This is a genomic window from Dickeya sp. MK7, from assembly GCF_000406305.1.
GTDB lineage: Bacteria > Pseudomonadota > Gammaproteobacteria > Enterobacterales > Enterobacteriaceae > Dickeya > Dickeya fangzhongdai.
In genome coordinates this window covers 3,096,449-3,121,341 of the sequence record NZ_CM001984.1, presented here as the reverse complement: position 1 = coordinate 3,121,341, position 24,893 = coordinate 3,096,449, and the positions used below count along the sequence as shown (strand labels likewise).

18 protein-coding genes, 1 tRNA gene and 1 pseudogene are annotated in these 24,893 nt (G+C 53.0%); 10 read left to right on the top strand and 10 right to left on the bottom strand.

The features are described 5' to 3' along the window. Nucleotides 1-19 precede the first annotated feature (19 nt). Nucleotides 20-532 carry a flagella biosynthesis regulatory protein FliZ gene (gene fliZ, locus DXXMK7_RS13410; protein ID WP_038667959.1) on the top strand — a complete coding sequence of 171 codons (513 nt, stop codon included), beginning with the start codon at nt 20-22 and terminating at the stop codon, nt 530-532. Nucleotides 533-1,064: 532 nt separating this feature from the next. Then, entirely contained in the window at nt 1,065-1,853 is a 789-nt protein-coding gene (gene phoH, locus DXXMK7_RS13405) for a phosphate starvation-inducible protein PhoH (RefSeq protein WP_038919546.1), read from the top strand. Between the two features lie 124 nt (nt 1,854-1,977). On the opposite strand, the gene DXXMK7_RS13400 is transcribed toward phoH, so the two are convergent. The 5 genes and pseudogenes from DXXMK7_RS13400 to DXXMK7_RS13385 all read right to left on the bottom strand — a co-directional run bounded on the left by DXXMK7_RS13400 (nt 1,978) and on the right by DXXMK7_RS13385 (nt 6,813). Beyond that, nucleotides 1,978-2,805 (bottom strand): FkbM family methyltransferase, encoded by an 828-nt coding sequence (locus DXXMK7_RS13400; RefSeq protein ID WP_033567679.1) that lies wholly within the window; start codon nt 2,803-2,805, stop codon nt 1,978-1,980. Nucleotides 2,806-3,165: 360 nt separating this feature from the next. Beyond that, nucleotides 3,166-3,267, bottom strand: a pseudogene (locus DXXMK7_RS21965) (transposase); the annotation flags it as partial. A gap of 426 nt (nt 3,268-3,693) precedes the next feature. After that, entirely contained in the window at nt 3,694-5,298 is a 1,605-nt protein-coding gene (locus DXXMK7_RS13395; protein WP_038919544.1) for a methyl-accepting chemotaxis protein, read from the bottom strand. 602 nt (nt 5,299-5,900) lie between these two features. Next, nucleotides 5,901-5,990, bottom strand: a tRNA-Ser gene (locus DXXMK7_RS13390). Between the two features lie 184 nt (nt 5,991-6,174). Next, nucleotides 6,175-6,813: an RpiB/LacA/LacB family sugar-phosphate isomerase gene (locus tag DXXMK7_RS13385; RefSeq protein ID WP_038667967.1), complete on the bottom strand. Its 639-nt coding sequence runs from the start codon at nt 6,811-6,813 to the stop codon at nt 6,175-6,177. A gap of 283 nt (nt 6,814-7,096) precedes the next feature. Between DXXMK7_RS13385 and betI the strand changes: the two genes are divergently transcribed. The 3 genes from betI to betA are packed head-to-tail and all read left to right on the top strand — an operon-like array spanning nt 7,097 to nt 10,871. Continuing rightward, nucleotides 7,097-7,711: a transcriptional regulator BetI gene (betI, locus tag DXXMK7_RS13380; RefSeq protein ID WP_038919543.1), complete on the top strand. Its 615-nt coding sequence runs from the start codon at nt 7,097-7,099 to the stop codon at nt 7,709-7,711. A gap of 2 nt (nt 7,712-7,713) precedes the next feature. After that, nucleotides 7,714-9,186, top strand: coding sequence for a betaine-aldehyde dehydrogenase (betB, locus tag DXXMK7_RS13375; protein WP_038919542.1), 1,473 nt, complete (start codon nt 7,714-7,716; stop codon nt 9,184-9,186). A 17-nt stretch (nt 9,187-9,203) separates the two neighbouring features. Continuing rightward, nucleotides 9,204-10,871 carry a choline dehydrogenase gene (gene betA / locus DXXMK7_RS13370; RefSeq protein ID WP_038921032.1) on the top strand — a complete coding sequence of 556 codons (1,668 nt, stop codon included), beginning with the start codon at nt 9,204-9,206 and terminating at the stop codon, nt 10,869-10,871. A 172-nt stretch (nt 10,872-11,043) separates the two neighbouring features. On the opposite strand, the gene fabA is transcribed toward betA, so the two are convergent. Beyond that, entirely contained in the window at nt 11,044-11,562 is a 519-nt protein-coding gene (fabA, locus tag DXXMK7_RS13365) for a bifunctional 3-hydroxydecanoyl-ACP dehydratase/trans-2-decenoyl-ACP isomerase (RefSeq protein ID WP_033567674.1), read from the bottom strand. Between the two features lie 90 nt (nt 11,563-11,652). Next, the gene (locus DXXMK7_RS13360) at nt 11,653-13,383 is read right to left on the bottom strand and encodes a Lon protease family protein (protein WP_038919539.1); all 1,731 of its coding nucleotides are present in this window, start codon (nt 13,381-13,383) and stop codon (nt 11,653-11,655) included. 210 nt (nt 13,384-13,593) lie between these two features. On the opposite strand from DXXMK7_RS13360, the gene matP reads away from it, so the two are divergent. Next, nucleotides 13,594-14,058, top strand: a complete 465-nt coding sequence (gene matP, locus DXXMK7_RS13355; protein WP_022634045.1) for a macrodomain Ter protein MatP — start codon at nt 13,594-13,596, stop codon at nt 14,056-14,058. Nucleotides 14,059-14,205: 147 nt separating this feature from the next. Here matP and DXXMK7_RS13350 read toward each other — a convergent pair whose 3' ends face one another. Further along, entirely contained in the window at nt 14,206-14,391 is a 186-nt protein-coding gene (locus DXXMK7_RS13350) for a GhoT/OrtT family toxin (RefSeq protein WP_023637881.1), read from the bottom strand. Between the two features lie 593 nt (nt 14,392-14,984). On the opposite strand from DXXMK7_RS13350, the gene DXXMK7_RS13345 reads away from it, so the two are divergent. Beyond that, nucleotides 14,985-15,260, top strand: a complete 276-nt coding sequence (locus tag DXXMK7_RS13345; protein WP_038667978.1) for a hypothetical protein — start codon at nt 14,985-14,987, stop codon at nt 15,258-15,260. Nucleotides 15,261-16,343: 1,083 nt separating this feature from the next. Next, a complete protein-coding gene (locus tag DXXMK7_RS13340) occupies nt 16,344-18,008 on the top strand; it encodes a methyl-accepting chemotaxis protein (protein WP_038919537.1) in 1,665 nt (554 codons plus the stop codon). A gap of 145 nt (nt 18,009-18,153) precedes the next feature. On the opposite strand, the gene DXXMK7_RS13335 is transcribed toward DXXMK7_RS13340, so the two are convergent. Together DXXMK7_RS13335 and DXXMK7_RS21960 are read right to left on the bottom strand one after the other, a co-directional pair. Beyond that, on the bottom strand, nt 18,154-19,638 hold the full coding sequence (locus tag DXXMK7_RS13335) for a PepSY domain-containing protein (protein ID WP_038919536.1): 1,485 nt from the start codon (nt 19,636-19,638) through the stop codon (nt 18,154-18,156). 165 nt (nt 19,639-19,803) lie between these two features. Next, nucleotides 19,804-20,280: a DUF2946 family protein gene (locus DXXMK7_RS21960; RefSeq protein WP_071605214.1), complete on the bottom strand. Its 477-nt coding sequence runs from the start codon at nt 20,278-20,280 to the stop codon at nt 19,804-19,806. Nucleotides 20,281-20,750: 470 nt separating this feature from the next. Between DXXMK7_RS21960 and DXXMK7_RS13325 the strand changes: the two genes are divergently transcribed. After that, nucleotides 20,751-22,253, top strand: a complete 1,503-nt coding sequence (locus tag DXXMK7_RS13325; RefSeq protein ID WP_107759778.1) for a glucan biosynthesis protein G — start codon at nt 20,751-20,753, stop codon at nt 22,251-22,253. Then, nucleotides 22,246-24,798, top strand: a complete 2,553-nt coding sequence (mdoH, locus tag DXXMK7_RS13320; protein WP_038919533.1) for a glucans biosynthesis glucosyltransferase MdoH — start codon at nt 22,246-22,248, stop codon at nt 24,796-24,798. Before DXXMK7_RS13325 ends, mdoH begins: the two co-directional genes overlap by 8 nt. Nucleotides 24,799-24,893: the final 95 nt, after the last annotated feature.

Here is a 24,893-nt window from a genome sequence, read left to right as displayed (position 1 = left end):
TACTGTCAGGAATGGACTCATGCCTCAAGCAACCAGGAAGAAGCAGCTTCTGAGCCGTTATTTGAAAGACTTCAAACACAGGCAAACACACTGCGCCAATTGTGCCAAGGAACTGGATCGTGTTTCGCTGGTATTTCGCGATCAGCTCATCAATAAAAAGTCGATAGCCATGATGGATCGGCTGATTGACAACACTATCTGGGAATCTGTGCAGGAAGAACTCATCCCCTTATGTCGTTTCTGCAGTGAAGTTTCCTGCAATACACACGCCAATTATTTCGATATCAAAGCGTTCACGCAGTATCTGATCGAACAGACTGAGGTGCGCCACAGCACGATGCGGGAATATGTCATCCGCTTGCGGCGTCTTGATGAATTGCTGCTGTCGAAGAATTACCCGCAGGAGAGCTTCTCCTCGGATGGCAATATTCAGCAGCGTATTTGCGATTATTTGCCTGATATCGAGCAGAATACATACCGCAGCGCTCTGCGGAAGTACGATCAATATCTGCACTGGCAGAAGCATTACTAACCTTCGCATTCCTCCGCTGGCCGGCGGAGGAAATCCAGCTCATAGTTTTATGTTATGGTGATGTGAAAATACTTGCCATACCGGGGCAAAATATAGCACTGTCATCTTAATGACATCTGTGGGCGGTAATTTCATCCTCAGATGTCAGGTGCCTGATACGGTCAATCATTATTCACCCGAATAGTTATTGTCACAGTGAGGAGCGCGAATGGTAGAGTCCTTCCCTGGACGGAATAGTCAGCAAATTCGCCCGTATTTACCGCTTCATCGATGCGGAGGATCTCCCTCCCGCTTCATTTTCTCACTGTCCCCTGGTTGTTGCGATATGGTCCCTGGAGTGATTCCCGCTCCATTCTTCAAAGCCGATGCCGAACGCGCCGTCATGCCACTAAAGGCGACAGCGCCAACTTCGCATCGGCTTTTTTCATTCCACCTGCGTTACGGCTTAATAAGGAAGCCAAACCTCATTTGTGAACAAAACACCGTCGGCCCTGGGTCGTACGGTCAGTGAAACAAACTGTAAGGTGCCACTATGGGAAGACAAAAAGCAGTGATCAAAGCGCGTCGTGAAGCCAAACGTGTTATCAGACGCGAATCGCGCAGTCATCGTCAGCGTGAAGAAGATTCGGTCACTTCTCTGGTTCAGTTGGGCGGAATTGAAGCTATCGGTATGGCGCGTGAAAGCCGCGACAACTCAGTGATTGAGGCCCGAACCCCAGCTCAGGAACACTACTTGTCTGCAATAGAAAATAAACAGTTAATCTTTGCCACCGGTGAGGCGGGTTGTGGCAAAACGTTTCTCAGTGCGGCCAAAGCGGCCGAAGCACTGCTTCATAAAGAGGTTGAACGTATTATTGTTACGCGGCCGGTATTGCAGGCGGAGGAAGATCTCGGCTTCCTGCCGGGCGACATCGCGGAGAAATTCGCGCCTTATTTTCGGCCGGTGTATGACGTGTTGCAACGTCGGCTCGGCTCTTCCTTCTTGCAGTACTGCCTGCGGCCGGAAATCGCCAAGGTGGAGATCTCGCCATTCGCCTATATGCGCGGACGGACGTTCGAAAACGCAGTGGTGATTCTGGACGAAGCGCAGAACGTTACCGTCAATCAGATGAAGATGTTCCTGACGCGTCTGGGCGAGAATGTCACGGTGATTGTCAATGGCGATATTACGCAATGTGACTTGCCTGCCGGCGTGAAATCGGGCCTGCGCGATGCGCTGGAGCGATTTACGGAAGATGGTATGGTGGGCATTGTCACCTTTGGCAAAGAGGACTGCGTTCGCTCCGAACTGTGCCAGCGTACGCTGGTGGCGTATTCCTGAGCAGTTTTTCCCAAATAGCAACAGGGCTGCTTTCGCAGCCCTGTTTTCAGAGAGAATGATGCTATTTTTGATTATTGACGTATAAGTGGGATAGCATCTCTTGTTTGATATTTTTGTGCGTCGATTAGTTTTTAGGGGTTAAAAGCAAAAAGCGCATCAGGCAAGGTCTCGCCTCAGATGTTAGCAATAAGCGGTTGTCATCAGTAAAATCGCGTAGGATATCCAGATGAACGGTGGGACGTTCGACACGATCCAATACATTGATATTGAAATATTGATCAAGAATATGTAGCAGCTCTCGATACTTACCGAGAAAACCGTCTATCCAGTTGTGAATTTCAATAATAATTGTTGCGCCTTGTATTTTTTCTATGAATGCCTCATTTAACACATCAAATTCAGCACCTTCAATATCAATCAGCATCAGAGCTTTATGGAAATCAACATGTTGAATCAGTGACAAGTTATTTGAATTGGCTTCTCCGAATATCTGCAGTTCTCCGACCGCACCATTCCTGCGCCAATTTTCTGCAATGACTTCTTGCCCATGTTTGTTCTGCTCAAAGCAGATAGCATGGCGTACTTTTTTGCTCAAAAGCATTCCACAGGCATAGTAGCCATCCGCTGCCCCAATATCGATAAATGTATCAAATTGGTTGGATTCGGTATGGCAGATAAAATCCAGGATTTCCTTCTCATAAAGGCCAAGCAGCATTGACCCTAAATCCGATTTTCCCCACCAGGTATCCTGGGTTAGTAATAAATTTTTAAAGGGGCCGAAAGCTACTTTTCCCTGGAGTCGTTGAAAAAGCTCCAGCGAGACGCGTTGACGCCGTTGATGCACATTTTCAGTGCGCCACATCAATTTATCTTCTTCCGTAGCATTTTTTTGTCTTTCCAGCATTGGCGCGAAATAAATCTCTTCATTTTCAATAAAATGCTGAATATTCACTGATTTATGCCTCTTAGGGTTAACATGATCTTTTGTAAAGTGCAGAACTTGGCCCCTATCATACTTGTCTCCGATAGTGACCCAGAATCCTTAAAACTGACGATACCGTCTTTACTCCGGGTATGCTATTAATATTTGAAACTATATATCAATCAGCTAGTTGGAATCATGAGCTGTATAAATATTGGCTCACACAGTACGCTGAATGGTTATTGCATAATAGCGCTGCGCTTGTCTTTGTCTTTTCGCCCCGATACTGATGTTCAGCGTCCTTATGTCTCATTTAGTCATACTATTGATTCATAATATGAGGCTGCTCGCCGTTACAAAAGATATCAACGTCAAGGATATAAGAGTCAGTACGCCCAGTCGCTCGGATACTTCGGCAACGGAATAGCCGCGCTCCGTGATTTGACGGACGGCCTCTTCCTTAAATTCAGGTGTAAATCGTGGTGTGCCCATATGCTCCTCCTATGCTCAAACTATAGGGCAGGTTCGTCTACCGGAGCGGGGTCAGTTCAAACTATAGGGCAGGTTCGTCTACCGGAGCGGGGGCAGTCCAGTATAAGGAATGTGTAAGACAAATGTGGAGCGTCGCACGCATTATGGCTTTGTTAGTGGTGTCATATATTGTTGAAGGTGTTGTGTGATAGCCGCTGTTGGCGATAGCACATAAATTAGAGAAGGTGACGCTTGTCGGTTATTGCTGAGTGACAGAGCTCGTATGATGAGCAGACCCAGAAAATTGGTGAATCATGTTTAACATGGCGGCACGAGCTCTGAAAATGGACGAGAATGGTGCGTTCGCGACCTCCGGTTGTTAATAGCATGGGTCTGTCAATGCACTAAGGGCTGCGAAAGCAGCCCTGTTGTTAGGTGCGAAACCGATCAGTGATGGCCGAGGCGTAATGGCTGTATGTCGTTCATGGCATACGAGTCGGTAAAATGGCCGTTCCCCTGCAGTTTGAAGGCCTCCACCGACTGGCGCAATTTGGTTGCCTGCTCGTTGAGTGAGTCCGCTGCGGATGAGGCTTGCTCCACCATGGCGGCATTCTGCTGTGTAACTGCCTCCATCTGGTTGATGGCGGTGTTAATCTGGGATATGCCGCGACTTTGTTCTTCCGACGCCAGCGACACTTCATTGACCAGGCTGGACACGTTCTGAATTACGCCTTTCACGTTATTGATGGAATCACGGACTTCGTCAGCCTGCACCGCACCATGCTGTACGGCGGCAATCGCACTGTCGATCAGCGTCTTGATCTCTTTGGCGGCGGATGAGGAACGCTGGGACAGCGTGCGGACCTCGCCGGCCACCACCGCGAAACCACGCCCATGTTCACCTGCCCGTGCGGCTTCCACAGCGGCATTCAGCGCCAGGATATTGGTCTGGAAGGCGATACCCTCAATGAGATTGGTGATATCGGCCACTTTTTCTGACCCATGGGCGATCTCTTCCATTGCGCGCATCATACGCTGCACCGCTTCATCGCCATGTTGGACCGCAACGCTCGCTTGCTGACCCAGCCGATTGGCCTGGGCGGTATTGTCGACATTACTTTCGATGGTGGATGAGATTTCATGCATGCTGGCGGCGGTCTGCGCCAGCGAAGAGGCCTGTTCTTCCGTTCTGGCGGAAAGGTCTTCGTTGGCGGCGGCGATTTCACCGGATGCCGTTGAAACGCTTTCACTGGCGGAACGCACGTTAGCCAGAACGGTGGCGAACCGCTGAATCAGGTTGTTAAAGGCGCTGGCGGTCTGGCCGATTTCATCGTTCTTTCTGGTGTCGGCCTGCAGGGTTAAATCCAGATTTTCACTAACGGTGAGCAGCGTCTGACGCAGGGCGTTCAGGCTGGCGCGCACATAGCTGATAATCACCGTGGACAAGGTGCCGGCGGCGAGCAGGGCAACCACAATCAACCCGACCAGCCCGAAGAACGCCTGTTTGAAACTGGTGGTATTTTGCTCCTGCAGTCCGCCGGCCAGACCGACGTTGTAGTTGTACTGATCCTGAAAGCCTTTTACCAGTTTCTCCTGAGCCAGCGTGACATAGCCCTGAGAGGCAAAGGCCTTCTCTGCGGCCTGAGTATCGGTTTGGGACTGCTGAAAAAGCTTATCTTTAGCGGCACGGAAGTCGCTCAGATATTGCAGATTATCATTAGCCATCTGCGCATCTTTGTTGTCAGAGACCAGATCCTTTTTATACGTGGCATTCAGTTTTTCAACGCTGCTCAGCGAGTCATCAAGCGCTCGTTTTAAGGTATTGCGCTGTTGCTCTTCCCGGGTAAGAAAAATAAGCGCCAGATCGCTACGTGCATCGTTTAATGCATTATTCGATTTCACCAAATTATCAAGGCTGGGTAATGTGTTAGTCATCACATATTCCAGACGATCTTTTGACTGGCTAAGTGAATGAAGACCGAAACCACCTACGCTAATCAGCGCCAGGGAAAATATACTGATTGCGATAGCTAATTTTTTCACAATGGTCATGTTGAAATGCTCCGCCAGAAATGAGGATGGAGGTAAAAAAGTATAATTATCTTACCGCGCTGAATTTATTTTATTTAGATTAAGTGAACATTAATGACAATAAAAAATCGATTTTTATTTAGGTTTCCATGGAAAATATAAGCTGGATGATTAATAGTTTGATTTGTTATTTGGTTCTTATATCAACGAGTTGTTTAATGTTGGGATAATATGATTGCAGTATTCTAAAGAGGGCAGTGTCAAAGAGAATGCATGGAACAGATTGTCATGTAAAGGAAAGTTAATATTTTTTGCTTTTAACAAATGGTTTTTCTTTTCGGTGAACATCTACCGTTGCGATGCTGTCTGGCAACGGGCCATCTTGTCGACTTCGGCATGGATTCTCGCCGAGCCCGATCGCGGGTAAAAACTCAGACATGGTTTGGGAAGGGAAGTCGGTTCGGTTGGGATAGACTTGCGCGCAGCGCTCGCCATACTGGTCGTCTACGGCGGTCCAAAACGGCGGGCCGTTTTGTCGAATCCTGTCGCGGGTTCTCATCCGTCCCATCAGCGGTTAAAAAACAAAAACCCCAGACGCAAGTCTGGGGTTTTTGTTTTTAATCTGGCGGTGAGGGAGGGATTCGAACCCTCGATACGTTTTCACGTATACACACTTTCCAGGCGTGCTCCTTCAGCCACTCGGACACCTCACCGGATTGTCGCCGTCAGGGGCAACGGGGCGCTACTATAGGGAGTCACCCTGTTATGGTCAAGCAGTATTTCAGGCTTTTGAAACGTCTGGCTAACTGTTGTTCGACCTGAACGGAAGCACGCCAAATAACCGATAAAAAAAGACCACCGCCGGGGCGGTGGTCAGAATAACGCTACCCGGCGGAATTAGTTCAGCAGGGATTTGATGTAGCTGGTCAGTTCAGCGTTGGTGCTGTTAGCGAAGAAATATTCCTGGAATTTCGGACCGGCAATAGCGCCTTTGACCAGATCCTGATCCAGACCTTTCAGAATGGTGATCAGGTCGCGGTAGGTCACCTCTTTAACGGCATCCAGGATTTTCTTGTTACGCTGCTGCGGAACTACGCGATCGCTCGGGTAGCCGCGGCCGCCTTCTTCTTTGAACAACTGAGTGAACAGGTTTTCCAGGTTCAGCTCGGCGCCCCAGCCAAAGCCTTTGGCGTAAGGCAGAGAAACCGCGTTACCGTTGTTGATCTGGGAGAACAGGTAAGCGTCAGACGGGTCAACAACCAGACCACAGATCACACCCGGGAAAGAGTTACAGGCCAGCATGGCGCCCTGACCAGTACCACAACCCGTGACCACGAAATCAGCGGCACCGGAGTTCAGCAGGATGGCAGCCAGGATACCGTTCTGGATGTAGGTCAGCTGTGCAGCATCTTCAACAGCATATTGACCGTAGTTGTATACGGTGTGACCCTGCGGTTCAACGGCTTTGGACAGGGCTGCGGCGATAATCGCGTTCTTTGCGGCCTGGCTGTTCTCGTTAATCAGTGCAATTTTCATGTTCGTTCCTTTATATGTGCGGACAACTACATTTTTTAAAACACTATTTCATTTCGATGGCCCAGTATACCTTGCTCGCCAGAAACCGCAAACCACCAGAAACCGGAATTGATCGCAAAAACGTGAGCTGATCGATCTCTCGCGGTTGTCGTCGTTCCTGCGATTTGTGGGGTGGATTTATTTTTGATTGATCGTTCAATTAAAAAAAGTTTCAATGAACCCTTGATAACCAGACAACAATTCGGCTGACGCAGCCGTAATACGTCCGCCACAGGAGGTGTTTATGCCCAAAGTCGGGATGCAACCGATCAGGCGACAGCAATTGATCGACGCCACATTGATGGCGATTGACGAAGTGGGACTGCATGAGGCGTCCATTGCGCAGATTGCCCGACGAGCGGGCGTTTCTAACGGCATCATCAGCCACTATTTTCAGGACAAAAATGGCCTGCTTGACGCCACCATGCGTTACCTGTTGCGTCTGTTGGGCACCGCCGTCAGAACGCGTCTGGCCGCGCTGACGTCAGACGACCCCAGGTTACGGTTACAGGCGATGGTGGCAGGGAATTTCGATGCGAGCCAAACCAGCGCCGCAGCGATGAAAACCTGGCTGGCCTTTTGGGCCAGCAGCATGCATTCCCCCAACCTTTACCGACTGCAACGCGTCAGCAGCCGCCGGCTTTATTCCAACCTGTGCGTCGAATTTCGTCGCTGTTTACCGCGTGAAGAGGCGCGCCGTGCGGCAAGAGGTTTGGCGGGGCTAATTGACGGATTGTGGCTGCGCAGCGCGCTGAACGACAAGGAGGGGAACCGGGAGGAGTCTCTGGCGGTTGCCTGCCACTTTATCGACTGTCTGCTGAGGACAGCGCCCTGCGCCACACCTGAACAGGAGAACTGATCATGTCACGTTATGGTTTACAGCCGCTGTTTATCCACGGCGAACGGGTCAACAGCGACGGTAACGACAGCTTTCCTGCCGTTAATCCGGCGACGGGCGAAGTCATCGCCCAGCTACAGGAAGCCACGGTCGGCGATATCGAACGGGCGGTCGCGTCTGCGCAGCATGGGCAACGCGTATGGGCTGCGATGACGGCGATACAACGGGCGCGGGTGTTGCAGCGCGCCGTGGCGATACTTCGCGAACGCAATGACGAGCTGGCATTGATGGAAACCCATGATACCGGCAAACCGTTGGCGGAAACCCGAACGGTGGACATCGCCACCGGGGCTGATGTGCTGGAGTATTACGCCGGGCTGGCGCCATCGCTGGAAGGGCAGCAGATCCCGCTGCGCGATCTGTCCTTTGTCTATACCCGGCGAGAGCCGTTGGGCGTGGCGGCGGCGATTGGCGCCTGGAATTACCCGATTCAGATTGCGCTCTGGAAATCCGCCCCTGCGCTGGCGGCGGGCAACGCCATGATCTTTAAACCCAGCGAACTGACCTCGCTGACAACCTTGCAATTGGCGGAGATCTATCATGAGGCGGGGCTGCCGGCGGGCGTATTCAATGTACTGACCGGTAGCGGCAAGCGCGTTGGTCAGGCGCTGACGCGTCATCCCGGCATCGCCAAAGTGTCTTTTACCGGCAGCGTGGCTAGCGGCAAAACGGTGATGGCGAATGCCGCTGAGTCCAGCCTTAAAGCGGTGACGATGGAACTGGGCGGCAAATCGCCGCTGATTATTTTTGATGACGCCGATTTGGATCGGGCCGCCGATATCGCCATGGCGGCCAACTTTTTCAGTAGCGGCCAGGTGTGTACCAATGGTACGCGGGTATTTATCCCGGCTGCGCTGAAGCGGGCTTTTGAGCACAAAATTCTTGAGCGCGTGGCTCGTATCCGCATGGGCGACCCGACCGACCTAACGGTGAATTTTGGTCCGCTGGTGAGCGTTGCCCACCGGGAGTCAGTGCTGCGTTACATCGAACTCGGCAAGACACAAGGCGCCAGATTGTTGACCGGAGGCGATGTGCCTGAAGGCGACGCATTCGCTCGCGGCGCCTGGGTGGCTCCCACGGTATTCACCGATTGCCGGGATGACATGACCATCGTGCGCGAAGAGATTTTCGGGCCGGTGATGAGCATCCTCACATACGGCGATGAAGAAGAGGTGATTCGGCGCGCCAACGCTACCGATTATGGATTGGCGGCTGGCGTGGTGACGCGCGATATCAGCCGGGCGCATCGGGTTATCCATCAGTTGCAGGCCGGAATCGGCTGGATCAACACCTGGGGCGAATCGCCGGCGCAGATGCCGGTCGGCGGTTACAAGCACTCGGGGATCGGACGTGAAAACGGCATCGTCACGTTGCAAAGCTACACCCAAACCAAATCCATTCAGGTCGAACTGGGAGATTTCAATCCGATTTTTTAATGCTGACGGAGGATGACATGGATTATGACTACATCATTATTGGCGCCGGCTCTGCCGGCAACGTGCTGGCCGCCCGGTTGACGGAAGACCCTGATGTCAGCGTTCTGCTGCTGGAGGCGGGCGGCCCCGATTACCGGCTGGATTTTCGAACTCAGATGCCGGCCGCACTGGCCTGGCCGTTACAGGGGAGGCGCTACAACTGGGCGTATGAAACCGATCCTGAGCCGTACATGGATAACCGGCGGATGGAGTGTGGGCGCGGTAAAGGATTGGGCGGATCGTCGCTGATCAACGGCATGTGCTACATCCGCGGCAACGCTATGGATTTTGAACACTGGGCGAGCTTGCCCGGCCTGGCAGACTGGCGCTATCGCGACTGCCTGCCGTATTTTCGCCTGGCGGAACGGCGCGACAGTGACGCTGATGCATATCACGGCGATCAGGGACCGGTGTGTGTGACGACACCCAAAGCTGGAAACAACGAGCTTTTTCATGCGATGGTCGCCGCAGGCGTGCAGGCGGGTTATCCGCGTACGGATGACCTGAACGGCTATCAGCAGGAAGGGTTTGGCCCCATGGATCGCACGGTAACCCCCGACGGACGCCGGGCCAGCACCGCCCGCGGTTATCTGGACATGGCGCGGGGGCGAGCGAATCTGACCATCGTGACCCATGCGCTGACCGATCGCCTCCTGTTCGACGGCAAGCGGGCGACCGGCGTCAGCTATCTGCGTGGCGACAACAATCAGCCGCAGCAGGTTTTCGCCCGGCGTGAAGTCCTGCTGTGCGCGGGAGCGATTGCATCGCCGCAGATATTGCAGCGCTCCGGCGTCGGCCCGGCGGATTTGTTGCGCAGTCTGGATATTCCGCTGGTGCAGCATTTGCCGGGCGTGGGGCAGAATCTGCAGGACCATCTGGAAATGTATCTGCAGTACCGCTGTAAACAGCCGGTTTCGCTTTATCCGGCGCTGAAGTGGATCAATCAGCCGAAGATTGGCGCCGAATGGTTGTTTTTCGGTACCGGTATCGGCGCCAGCAATCAGTTTGAAGCCGGTGGGTTTATTCGCAGCAGCGAAGCATTTGACTGGCCTAACCTGCAATTCCACTTTTTACCGGTGGCGATCAATTACAACGGCTCTCAGGCCGTGCGTGAACACGGTTTTCAGGCGCATGTCGGATCGATGCGTTCGCCAAGCCGCGGCCGTGTCCATGTGCGATCCGGCGATCCGCGTCAACACCCGAGTATTCTGTTCAACTATATGTCGACTGAACAGGACTGGCAGGAGTTTCGCGCGGCGATTCGCATTACCCGGGAAATCATATCGCAGCCGGCGTTGGATCGTTATCGGGGGGTAGAAATCAGTCCGGGGCCGCAGGCGCAGAGTGACAACGAGCTGGATGCGTTTATTCGCCGGCAGGCGGAAACCGCCTACCATCCTTGCGGTTCCTGCAAGATGGGGCAGGATGCGATGGCGGTGGTGGACGGTCAAGGGCAGGTGCACGGGCTTTCCGGATTGCGGGTGGTGGATGCGTCGATCATGCCGCAGATTATTACCGGTAACCTCAACGCCACCACGATCATGATGGCGGAGAAAATCGCCGATCGGATTCGCGGACGTACGCCGTTACCACCCAGCGAGGCGGATTTTTATGTCGCGAGCTCCGTGTCGGCTCATCCGGAATGAACCCTCAACAGCAATATACGCCATGCGGCACGTTGTCATATGGCGAGTAGCCGTGCAGGGAAATCGCAGATAAAAAACGACGGTAAGAGAGTGTGTTGAAGGGAAGGGATAACCTGTGTCGGCATTGCCCTTCATAGCAAAACGCGGCGTTAGCGCCGCGTTTTATCTGCTGTCAGAAGGTGCTGGTATCTTTGAACAGACCCACTTTCAGGTCGGTTGCGGTGTAGATGAGACGACCGTCGACCAGAACTTCACCATCTGCGATGCCCATGATCAGCTTACGGTTGATAACGCGTTTAAAGTGAATGCGATAAGTCACTTTTTTCGCCTCCGGCAGTACCTGACCGGTGAATTTCACTTCGCCCACGCCCAGTGCGCGGCCTTTTCCTTCGCCGCCCAGCCAGCCGAGATAGAAGCCTACCAACTGCCACATGGCATCCAGACCCAGGCAGCCTGGCATCACCGGATCGCCGATGAAGTGGCAACCGAAGAACCACAGATCCGGACGGATATCCAGTTCTGCTTCCACATAGCCTTTTCCATGCAGACCGCCTTCTTCGGTCATCGAGATGACACGATCCATCATCAGCATGTTGCCGGCCGGCAGTTGTGGTCCCTGCGGACCAAACAGTTCACCGCGTCCGCTGGCGAAAAGGTCTTCTTTGGAATAGGAATCGCGTTTGTCTACCATGTTTCTATAAGCCCTGTTTTTGTGGAGCACGCAGGTTAGCGTACAGATGTACGCTGAGCAAGTCTGTTGCTTCTGGACCAACCAGTTTCCTCAACGGAAAAACCACGGGAAGCGGCGGCGTTCCGGAGGCGCCAACTGCGCGATCCGCTCGCGGATCGCCGCCAGCAGACTGGGCTGCCGATCGTCATCATACGGCATCTGGGTCAACAGCATCAGCGCTTCGGCCACCGAATCCACGATGTAGATATGGAATTGCCCTTCACGCACGGCGTCGACCACTTCCGGCTGCAGACACAGATGACGCTGATTGGTCGCTGGAATAATTACGCCCTGTTTGCCGGTCAGACCACGACGCTGGCATACTTCGAAAAAGCCTTCGATTTTTTCGTTGACGCCGCCGATCGGTTGCACATGCCCAAACTGGTCGACAGAGCCGGTGACGGCCAACTGTTGATTGATGGGGAGCAGCGACAGGGCGCTGACCAGCGCGCTGAGCTCAGCCAGCGAGGCGCTGTCGCCATCGACTTCACTGTAGGACTGTTCAAACACGATCGATGCGGAAAACGGCAACTGCTGTTCCAGTTCCAGTTCGGAAATCAGGAATGCCTGCATAATCATCATGCCTTTGGCGTGCAGGTTGCCGCCCAGCTCAGCCTTGCGCTCGACGTCGGTCAGCTCGCCGTCGCCCGGGTGCACCACGCAGCTGATGCGGGTCGGTTCGCCAAACATCAGCGGATAACCGGGATACTCCAGCACTGATAACCCATTAACCTGACCGATCATGTCGCCTTCGGTTTCGATCAGGATCTGACCAAGCTCGATTTCGTCCTGCATACGTTCGGACAGGTAACCTTCACGCCAGCGGCGCGCGGTAACGGCATCAATAATAGCCTGCCCGGTGATGTCTTCCTGACGGGCATAGAGCGCGGCGTGTTTGAGCTGATGGAGCAGCCACTGCGGGCACAAGGGGACATTACCCTGATCGCCGCTATAGCGCACCGCCAGCGTAAACAGTTCCGGCCAGGCATCGGCGGCCAGCAGCGGCAACTGGTTTTCCAGGCATAACGCATTGATGTAGGAACACCAGTGCACCATGTCTTCGGGTTCGATCAACTGCAACTGTGATTCAAATTCGCCATAAATCGCCAGTTCGCCCAGCTCTGGTTCCATCTCATGGATATCGCCCAGGCTTTCACGATCGCCAAGCACGATCAGACGCAAATCGATCGGCATCGGCGGAATCTCTACCGGCAAGGGCCGCCGTTCGTCGGGAGACAGCCAGTGGTACTGACCGTCAATGATGATCTGCTTGAGCCGCAGCCACATCAGCGGCTGCGCCAGTAATGTTCGGGCGGACAGAATCAGCGTACCGCCGTTGACGCGATGGAGCAGGCCGGGCTGCAGGCTGATATCGTCTTTGTACACTCGCACACAGCCAAACAGCTGTTCCGGCTCGATCCACTCCTGATAGCCGCAGCGCAGGGTGGCCGCAAAATTGTCATCCGGATATTGGGCTGGCTGGATACTGATTTGACGACCGTCGATCTGATAACGGTTACCATGCAGCGTTTCCGATTGTCGGGCCGGTAGATGAGCGATGGCATTGGCAATCAGTGCCAGATAAGCGTTGTTCTCCTGCGCCTTCAATAGCATGAATCGGGAAGGCGAGCGGGGATGGCAGAAAATCGTCAGCGCATCGGCCAGGCGCGGCTGTACCGCTGAGAACTCGGCGGGGGCAAGTTGGGCTGCCTGGGAGAATAATGTCTGATATGGCGTATGATCGGGCAGCAGTTGCTGCCATTCGAGTCGGTTACTGGTCAAAGTATCTGCTGTAATCGTTTAAAGGAAAACCGTAATTATACAAGAATTCTTGGGGCTGCATATGCACTGAGTCCGGAGATGCGAACAAGAGAACATCCACAGGCGAATTTTTGGACGAAAAATAGTCAGCAAGGCATTGCCTGAAACGGGAATATCGGGCAACAATGGGGACAAGTTCAGGCACGTTACACGGTCACTAAAGAATAATGTATGAAATATCAACAACTAAAAAATCTTGAGTGCGGCTGGAAGTGGAAGTACCTGGTCAAAAAACATCGCGAAGGTGAGCCAGTCACGCGCTTTATCGAGCAAAGCGCGGCCGATGAAGCCGTAGATCGATTGCTGAAAATGGAAAGCCAGCCAGTACTGGTGCTGGAGTGGATTGCGCAGTGCATGAATCCGGCGCTGGAAAACCGCATGAAACAGACGATCCGCGCCCGGCGCAAACGGCACTTCAACGCCGAGCACCAGCATACCCGCAAGAAATCCATCGATCTTGAATATCTGGTCTGGCAGCGTCTGGCGGCGCTGGCGCAGCGCCGCGGCGTTACCCTATCGGAGACGATCGTGCAGTTGATCGAAGACGCGGAGCATAAAGAGAAATATGCCAGCCAGATGTCGCTGCTCAGGCAGGATCTGCAAGCGATGCTGAACCAGCCGCCGGAAAACGAATAGCCTGATTAATGTATGCCAGCGATAGAAAACGGTCTGACTGTTAAAACAGAACAGACATCAGCGCTGGCGAATCCTCATTTTCCGTACGACCCGCATTTTGAACCGGGCAGCAAATATCATGTCTGCTAATTCATTAAGTGATAATAATTAAAAAAATGAAAAAACGATCACCACTGGAAAACTTAATGGCCAGGTGACGCCGATTAATATTGAGGCCAGAAAGCGCATGGTCAGAGAATTATCTTTGCTCATAAAAAAAGTAAATAGCATCGAGACCGAAAGGCCCAGGAAATAGAGGGTTCTGATCATTTCCCACAGGTGATGGTGTGACACATTTACTTCCTTATGGTTACAGGGGCGCGTATTCTATGCTGTTAAAACTTTTCGATCAATCGATTAACCTGCCTGATGCCCGGATGCGCCCGCGGATGAACAACCCCCGCTACGCGGCCGCTGGCGGGGCGCTTTGGTTCGCCTCAACGCACCGGTGAGCCGTCATCTGTCGGCTGATGCGTCGGTAAAATGTTAACAACGTGGTATCGCGTTGTTGGCGCCATCGGTCAGTCGTGCATTCGTTGTAATAATATTACGCGCAGTCTCTATTTATTTTTGACGGACGTGTCAAAGAATACAGATCCGGAAGAATCCGAACCTCAATTGATAATTTTTTCAGCGGCTATTTATTTACAGGTGGAACGGATAGCTGAAAATGTTAAATCTATCCGGCGCAGACAGCCGATATGACAAAGATAAAACGCCGGATGAAAAATGTGAGATAAAACTGCGATCTATATCACATCAAAAGTATGCTTGTTTTATATTTTTTTGTGGTTTTCATGACATTTATATTAATTTTTTGTTTCAGTATGGACTTTATCAGGAGACTGGCATAGTTTGAGATTTTCTCCTGCCATAAAGGTAATGAAATGAGTGAGATATCAAGTCTGTCACTGAAAATCCCGTTGGATCTGAAAGAAAAGATCAAAGCGGCTGCGCTGGAAAACGAGGTCTCGATCAGTGCTGAGGTCAGTGCTCGTTTGCTGAAAAGTTTTGATATCGAAGACCATGCCCATGACGCTGATGAGGCAGAGATCGTTGATAGTCAGAATACGGAAGAGATCGTGGAGCAACCGCTGACGGCGAAGGAAATCAAAAAACTTCGTCAGCTGCTGAAAGGCAAAGGCACTTCCAGGAAGAAGTAATTCCGGCTTTCGCATGCTGTATCCATCGCAGGGATACAGCATTCATCCCACCTTCATGCTGTTCTTCCTCATTTCCCCATTTTTTCTTTTGGCTCGCGTATAGCGGACGTCAGGGGCGAACGCGCCTGTGGCAACGTGGATGATATCTGTACGTGACAAGGCGCGGGCGACGATTTCAGATAATCTGGCGGAACTCTTACGGCATTCTACTTACTTAACCTCAAAGGGACGGTAAATGGAGAGAACGTGGCAATTCCCGGTCGATAATCGTTAAAAACCGGGTAAGAATCATCGAGCGTAATAGCGAGGAATAACCATTAAGCAGGTAAGACGAAAGGTATCTGAATGAAATAAGATTCACTTTTCTGTTAGAACATTACTCTGAAAGCGTAAATATTCGGCTGGTTTTACCAAAATCTGTCGAGCATTTTTCTGTTCTATCGTAGACTGACGCCAATTTCAGAAGAAAAATTTTGGGTGTAATGATATTTCTTGTATGGAAAGTCACGTGAGTTATCGCGTGACGAGGTAGAAATTTCTGTAAGATTTTTTTTGTATTAACAACAACGCACTTATCATTCCTTTTATAATGTGAAACAATCCGCTATCAGCGTGGTCTTAGACAAGGTGATTGCGCTGATAATGGGGATGGCAGGATGCCGCATCCGATTATTGTTAATCAATAGCCGGAATAAATAACCGTGCCGCGGTTTAGGTTTTGGCCTGAACCGTGGCATGGTTACTTCACCTGCTGATTCATGGCGGGAATTGATGATCACGGAGGATAAAATGATTCCCAGGACTGGAATAACACGTTGGCGTGTTCATTGCGCCGACTGGATTGGTTCGACTTTCACCCATACCGGGTTCCATCATTCAGACTCTACTGCATGGCGTGCAGGTAAGAGCTCTGTGCTGTTACCTCACCCCGTTTCTCTGCTGTCCGGGCAGCGATGGCTTGCCGATGGTTCATCTTGCAATGGAATGACTTTCTTAAGGTATGGAGCCTGGTAAATATAAATTATTTGCCACTTGATTTTTAATTGGATTGTAACCGAAAGGATTTTATTAAAGGGGCTTGCAATGAATTTTTCTAATTTAAAAATAGGCTATAGACTGGCAATCGGATTTTCATTTCTTATCATCATGCTACTGATCGCAGGGGCGGTGGCATTAAGTAATCTGAGCGATTTTAACCGTAAGATGGATTATACCGTTTCCGAACTTTATCCGATGACGGCAAAAGGAAATAAACTGATCGATGAGCTGAATAATGCCCTATTGGGACAGCAACTCATATTGATGCTGGATTCTAATGAGGATATTAAACGCAAGAATGAAGAAACCAAGGGACATTCTGCGGAGATTACGGCCTTGCTGGCCGATTTAAGCAAAAATGTCAAAGATGCTCGCTCAGCCAGTCTGCTAAGTGATATTCAACAGATTCGTAGTGAATATAGCGTATCGGGAAATAAGCTGATGGATCTGGCCAGCCGCGGCAATAAGCAAGACGCGGTGGCAGAATTGATTAATGTTTCTCTGACGTTGCAACAAAAATATAAGGACAAGGTAGCCGAGTTCATTGACTATCAGGATGATCTGATGATGAACGCGCGGGAAGCGGTGCAAAAGAGCTATACCGATATTCGCATGGTCTTGTGGCTGGTTTTTATTATTAGCATCGTAGCCGGAGGGCTGATCGCCTGGTGGATCACCCGTAGTGTGACGCAGCCGCTGCAGGAGGCGTTAACGCTGGCGGAAAAGGTCGCGAAAGGCGATTTGACTACCGAAGCCTCTGCCTGTGCGCAGGATGAAACCGGCAAGTTGTTGCATGCGCTGTATGAAATGAATGACAGCCTGCGTAACATTGTCAGTCAGGTGCGTGATGGCGCGGAAACCATTTCTTCCGCCGCATCGCAGATTGCCGCCGGCAATCAGGATTTGTCCGCCCGTACCGAAGAACAGGCCAGTTCTCTGGAACAGACCGCTGCATCGATTGAACAACTGACCGCCACCATCAAAAATACGGCGGCAAATACGGAGCATGCGGCTTCGCTGGCGGGGCAGGCTTCCGAGATTGTTCGCCAGAGCGGCGAAATGATGGCGGATGTCACGCGGGAAATGCGCGAAATCCGAAGCGGATCCCAGCGCATGGCGGAAATCATCGGCGTGATTGACAGTATCGCCTTCCAGACCAATATTCTGGCGTTGAATGCCGCGGTGGAAGCCGCCCGCGCCGGTGAGCAGGGAAGGGGATTCGCCGTTGTGGCTAGCGAAGTCCGTGCGCTGGCGCAGCGCAGCGCTAATTCGGCCAAGGAAATCAAGGAACTGATTGATAACTCGGTGCAAAAGGTGCAGGACGGCATGTCGCTGGTGGAAAATACGGAACAGACGATGGGCGCAGTGATTGATAATGCGCACAACGCCGATGGCGTGATCACTGAAATCGCCAAAGCCAGTCTGGAGCAGAGCGAAGGCATCAACCAGATTAACCTAGCGATTGGGCAGATCGATACCACGACGCAGCAGAATGCGGCGCTGGTGGAAGAATCTGCAGCGGCGGCGCTTTCTCTGCAGGAACAGGCACAAACGCTGGCAAAAACCGTCAGTGTGTTCAAACTGAATAGCAACTGGTCCGACAAAGGAACGACGCGGCGGCAGCCGGGAGGAAAGGGGCTGGCGCTGGCCGGTTTGCCGGGCGCGAAAGACGCAACCGGATCTGATGCGCCGGAATGGGCGACCTTCTGATTCGTGATAATGTTGAATGAAAACCGCAGTCGATTATGACTGCGGTTTTTTTTACATCCGCCCGTGCTGACTGAACATGTGCGTTGGCCGATATAACATGCCGGCACGCGTCAGTCATACCGGCCTTCGGTGGTCAGTCGGAATGTTACGCCGTCTGACGTTGTCGCGACCAGCGCCAGATATCGACCAACAGGAACATGACCAGACTGATCCCCATCACCGGCAGGCTGACCGCCAGCGCACCCGCAATAACTAGCACCAGCAACCGAAGGCGGCCGTTCAGTTGCAGGAAGGCGGTCGTCAGTGTCTGCAGTGGGTTATAGGGGGAAGGATGCGCCGGCCGACGGCTCCACCACATCCGGTATCCCCAGACGATCAGAGAACAGAGCCCGAGGCCGAATGCCGACAGCAGCAGTTGATTGGCTAGTCCGAACAGTACCCCCATATGCGCGTCAATCCCCCAGCGTGTCAGTTTGGCTACTAGCGGATAGTCGGCAAAATTGACTTTGTCGATGACGCGGAACGTCATCGGGTCAATCGCTACGGCGTCAACCTGCGTGGGCCATGCCCGATCAATTTCGCTAACGGTCCACGCCCGCTGAGCCCTGGATGCCGGGCGAATCTCTATTTTCCCGGCATCAATTCCCGCGGCTCTGGCGGCAGCCAGTACGCTATCAAACGTTTGCGGCGTGGTCTGGGAGACTGCCGGATGCATTGGCATCGACATCATGTCGTGTTCGGCATGCGCCGAGGGAGGAGAGGGCGGCGCCGTATCAAGGCGGGTATTGACTGACGGCGTTTGCCAGCCCATGACCGCACGAAGCTGGGCGACGTTGTCGCCGGCCCAACGCGACCAGGTCAGGCCGGTCGCTGAAAAGAATAGCAACCCGACCAGCAGTAACAGGCCGGTAACCGCGTGATTGCTGCGTAATCGCTGGCGTTGCCGGGCCGGACTCAGGCGCCCTGCGGCGGGGCGGCGGTGCAGGCGAGGATGATTTTTGCGGGTCGAGATCCAGATATACAGGCCGCCCAGGGCGGCAATCCATAGCCAGGAGGCGGCCAGTTCGCTGTAGTTTCGGCCAATATCGCCCAGCAACAGACTACGGTGCAGATAATCCAGGCTGGTGCGAAACGGCAGAATGCCGCTGGTGCCGTATACCGTGAGCGCGCCGCGGATGTCGAGTGACACCGGATCTACAAATACCGCAAAACTTTCTGATGGACCGAGATCGGGCAGGGAAAACATCACCCGCGTCGTCTGCCCGGCTTCCGGCGCCGGGCGAACCGCGGTTAGCCGGGCGTGCTGGGCCTTATCGCCCAAAGCGTGGGTCGCCGCCGTAATTTGTTGCGACAGCAACGTAGGCGCTCCTGCGGCGTCAGTAAACAACTGGTGAGAATAGAGTTTTGATTCAATCTGCGGCGTCAGCACATACAGCGTGCCGGTCAGCGCCGCGATAAAGATGAACGGGCCGATGAATAACCCGATATAAAAATGCAACCGCATCAGCAATGCCTGCAACGCTGCGCGCTGTGAGCGGACCTGACTGTTGCGAGTCGCGTCGTACGTTAGCGGTGTATCAATGACCGCTCCCGCCTGAATGAAGGATGTCTCGGTTTTTGACTCGGACATAAAACCTCCGCATAGGGTAAGCCAGCAGTCGACAAAGATGAATGTCACTCCTGTCGACAGGCGTGGTTGTTCAGCGGCATCTGGTGATAAAAAACCATCAGCAAGAGTGACCGTAAGCGGTGTCAGACACGGCTTTAATGAACAAATGGTTTTGATGGTAATGGCTTATCCACGAGGAGGGGCGCGGGGTAGCGGTGAAAGGAAACGTGGGTTATGGAACAGGGAATAGACGGGGAGAAGCGCTTGCCAGCGAGGCGACCAGACGGCGACGACAGCTTGAAGCAGGCCTGATAATGCCAGCAGCGGCAGATAAGAAAGCAGCACGCAGTAACCGCAGGCGGCATGATCCATGCCCATGCCCATGCCCATGCCCATGCCCATGCCCATGCCCATGCCCATGCCCATGCCCATCTTATCCATATCTCCTTTGGGCGTCGCAGCAGAAACCATGGCATGGTGGCTGTGATGCTCCGGCATGGAGAGGCTGGCGGAAGGCGAATGGTGATGTGGGCGCGGCGATATCTGAACGTGATGACTGGCCCGCAATGACTGCGAGATGGGCGGGGCCAGAAAGATCATGACAAGGGCCAGTATCCCCAGCCAGGCTGGGGTTCGCCATTGTCTCAGTTCAAACAGAGACATGCGTTACATGTGACGATGAGAAAAAGGCAACATAGCCGACACTGTACCCGATCATGGAATAAGGGTTAAGAAAATGTTCTTTTTTGATCATCCCAGGTGAAAAAGTTGCGTTCCGCTTTCCATAAAACACCGGTTAATGGGCGTCAGACCCAGAAGTTTCTTGCTACTGCGGTCATGTGAGAGGAAAATTTACCCTCGTTTCTCAACGGACTAATCCTAGGCATTTTTAGGGCGATATCCGTTATGGTTTTTCATCCTGAAAAGGCGGTTTGTCATTTAGGCGTGTCGATGTTGTTTAAACGATGACCTATTATGATGAACCATTCTTTTCTCAAGTTGTCGGAAAGCTAACTTATCCATTAATATGGGTTTTAGTTGATTTAGGCACACATACAGGGGGAGATGTGCTGGTTAATAAATTTAGGGTTAAGCAGCGGGTTGCTAATCTTCGCTGGGTTTCAGCTGCGGTCATGCTGTCTCTGACATCATTGCACGCTTGGGCTTTTTCCATTGACGATGTTGCGCAGAAGGCGGAAAAGCTTGCTGAAAAGGGGTATGAAGCGCCAAAGAGTAATCTTCCGGCCCAGTTTCGCGACATGAAATTCGCCGATTATCAGCAGATTCGCTTCAACCAGGACAAATCCTACTGGAATTCGGACCAGACGCCTTTCAAACTGCAGTTCTACCATCAGGGTATGTATTTTGACATTCCGGTCAAAATCAATGAAGTGACTGCCACTGAAGTCAACGAAATCAAATATTCTACCGACTATTTCAATTTTGGTTCCGTCAACCATGATCCGGCGACGGTGAAAGATTTGGGCTTCGCAGGCTTCAAGGTCCTGTACCCGATCAACAAAGCGGATAAGCACGACGAAATCCTCAGTATGCTGGGTGCGAGCTATTTCCGCGTGGTGGGTAAAGGACAAGTGTATGGTCTGTCGGCCCGCGGCCTGGCTATCGACACGGCGTTGCCGTCCGGCGAGGAGTTCCCGCGTTTCCGCGAATTCTGGATTGAGCATCCGAAGCCGGAAGACAAACACCTGGTGATTTACGCGTTGCTGGATTCTCCGCGTTCCGTCGGCGCCTATCGCTTTGTGCTCTATCCGGGCAGCGACAGCATGATGGATGTGGAAGCCAAGGTTTATCTGCGCGACAAAGTGGGCAAACTGGGCGTAGCGCCGCTGACCAGCATGTTCCTGTTTGGGCCGAACCAGCCGTCTCCGACGCTGAACTATCGTCCGGCGCTGCATGACTCCAACGGCTTGTCTATCCATGCCGGCAACGGCGAGTGGATCTGGCGTCCGCTGAATAATCCGAAGCACCTGGCGGTAAGCACCTATACGATTGAGAATCCGAAAGGCTTCGGGTTGCTGCAGCGTGGTCGCGATTTCTCCGGTTATGAAGATCTGGACGATCGTTACGATTTGCGTCCCAGCGGCTGGATTGAAACCAAAGGCGACTGGGGTAAAGGCAAGGTGGAACTGGTAGAGATTCCGACCGCGGATGAAACCAACGATAACATCGTGGCTTTCTGGACGCCGGAAAACCTGCCTGAGAAAGGCAAACCGCTGGAAGTTAAATACCGCCTGCATTTCACCAAGGATGAAGAAGCGCTGCATTCGCCGGAACAGGCCTATGTGATGCAGACCATGCGTTCAACCGGCGATGTGAAACAGTCCAATCTGATTCGTCAGCCGGACGGCACCACTGCATTCCTGGTCGATTTCGCCGGCGGCAAAATGAAGGAGCTGGATCCGAATGCGCCGGTCGCGTCACAAGTCAGTATCGGTGACAACGGCGAAATTGTGGAAAACACTGTTCGCTATAATCCGGTAACCCATGGCTGGCGTCTGACACTGCGTATGAAAGTGAAAGACAACAAGCAGCCGACGGAAATGCGAGCGGCATTGGTCAATGGCGAAACTACATTGACTGAAACCTGGAGCTATCAGCTGCCTGCTAATGAATAAATCAACTTCTACTCTCGAGTATATCGAGAAATTGCCTCTGCCTGCCGAGCAGGCAGAGGCCCTGCGTGAGAGCTTGTCCTCGTCTCAGGATCTGTCTTCCCTGCATCATTCTTTGTCTGATGATTCTGTCGTCACTATGCAATCGCCGGATGATGTTCCGCTGGTTTCCGTACCGCGTCGTCTGGAACTGGCGTGGGAAGACGGGTTGAACGGCGGTAAGCAACTGGGTAAAGACCGTGAAGGGCGTACTGCGCTGCAGGCGATGCCGCGTATCACTCGTGCTTCTATGTTCCCTGATGCCTGGCAGACGAACCCGATGGTGCGCTGGTGGGATATGCTCAACGGGCGTTCCAAACCACTTCGTCATCAGTACAAGACGGCGGAAGAGAACGAAGCGGAAAATCGTTGGCGCAGGGTAGGGACGTTGCGCCGCTATATCCTGTTGTTGCTGACGCTGTTCCAAACCGCTATTGCTACCTGGTATATGAAGACCATTCTTCCTTATCAGGGGTGGGCGCTGATCGATCCTTTCGCGATGGTGCATCAGGACGTATGGCGTACGGTTATGCAACTGCTGCCTTATGTGCTGCAGAGTGGGATTTTGATCCTGTTCGCTATCCTGTTCTGTTGGGTCTCGGCCGGTTTCTGGACCGCGTTGATGGGGTTCCTGCAGCTGCTGATCGGCAAGGACAAATACAGTATCTCGTCGACAACGACCGGCAATGAACCGCTGAATCCGGAACACCGCACGGCACTGATCATGCCGATCTGCAACGAAGATGTGGAACGTGTGTTTGCGGGATTGCGGGCGACTTACGAGTCGGTTGCGGCTACCGGCGAGCTGGATCATTTCGACATTTATGTGCTCAGCGACAGTAACGATCCGGATATTTGCGTCGCCGAACAGAAAGCGTGGATGGATCTGTGTCGTGAAGTTGGCGGTGCGGGTCGAATCTTCTATCGCCGTCGCCGTCGCCGTGTGAAGCGTAAGAGCGGCAATATCGACGATTTCTGCCGTCGCTGGGGCAATCAGTACAGCTATATGGTGGTGCTGGATGCCGATAGCGTCATGAGCGGCGAGTGCCTGACTTCGCTGGTTCGGTTGATGGAAGCCAACCCGAGAGCCGGGATTATCCAGTCTGCACCGCGTGCATCGGGTATGGATACGCTGTATGCCCGCTGCCAACAGTTTGCTACTCGTGTTTATGGCCCGCTGTTCACCGCCGGTTTGCACTTCTGGCAATTGGGTGAATCCCATTACTGGGGTCATAACGCCATTATCCGTGTTAAACCGTTCATTGAGCATTGCGCACTGGCGCCGCTGCCGGGTGAAGGGTCGTTTGCCGGTTCCATCCTGTCGCATGACTTCGTTGAAGCCGCGCTGATGCGTCGTGCCGGGTGGGGCGTGTGGATTGCCTACGATCTACCGGGTAGCTATGAAGAGCTGCCGCCTAACCTGCTGGATGAATTGAAACGCGACCGTCGCTGGTGTCACGGTAACCTGATGAACTTCAGGCTGTTCCTGGTTAAAGGCATGCATCCGGTGCACCGTGCGGTGTTCCTGACCGGGGTCATGTCTTACCTGTCCGCGCCGTTGTGGTTCATGTTCCTGGCGCTCTCCACGGCATTGCAGGTGGTGCATACGCTGATGGAGCCGCAGTACTTCCTGCAACCTCGCCAGCTGTTTCCGGTATGGCCGCAGTGGCGGCCGGAACTGGCGATAGCTTTGTTCTCGACAACATTGGTTCTGTTGTTCCTGCCGAAATTGCTGAGCGTCATTCTGGTATGTGCTAAAGGCGCTAAGTCTTACGGCGGAGTGGCCAAGCTGTTTATCTCACTGCTGATTGAAATGCTGTTTTCCGTGCTGCTGGCGCCGGTACGCATGCTGTTCCACACCGTGTTTGTGGTCAGCGCGTTTCTGGGATGGTCGGTGCAGTGGAAATCACCGCAGCGTGATGATGATGCGACACCCTGGAGCGAAGCCTTCACCCGCCATGGTTCTCAGCTGCTGCTGGGACTGGTTTGGGCGATTGGCATGGCATGGCTGGATTTGCGCTTCCTGTGGTGGCTGGCGCCTATCGTATTCTCGTTGATCCTGTCGCCGCTGGTATCAGTACTGTCCAGCCGTGCCGGCGTGGGGCTGGCCTGCAAACGCGCCAAGCTGCTGCTGATCCCGGAAGAGTTCGAGCCGCCGCGTGAACTGGTGGCGACCGATGAGTATTTCCGTCGCAATCGTGAGCGCAAGCTGGAGCATGGTTTCATGCATGCGATCTTTGATCCGTCAATCAACGCGCTGACCAGCGCAATGGCGACGGCGCGTCACCGCTTCAGCAAGCCGATTGAGGATATGCGCGAGCAACGCGTCAATGATGCACTGAGTCGCAAACCGCAGGATGTTGATGGCAATCTGCGTCTGGCGTTGATTAGCGATCCGGTGACGTTGGCTCGCCTGCACCATCGGGTGTGGAGTCAGCCGGATACTCACAGCGACTGGCGAAGCCATTATCAGGCACTCGCCGCTCCGGTGATTAAAAACGCCCAGTAAGTCAGGGTGATCGACGAAAAAGCAACGGCCAGTCCGTTGCTTTTTTTATGGGCTGATTCTGTCCATTATCAGGATTACGTTCATCCCACACCGGA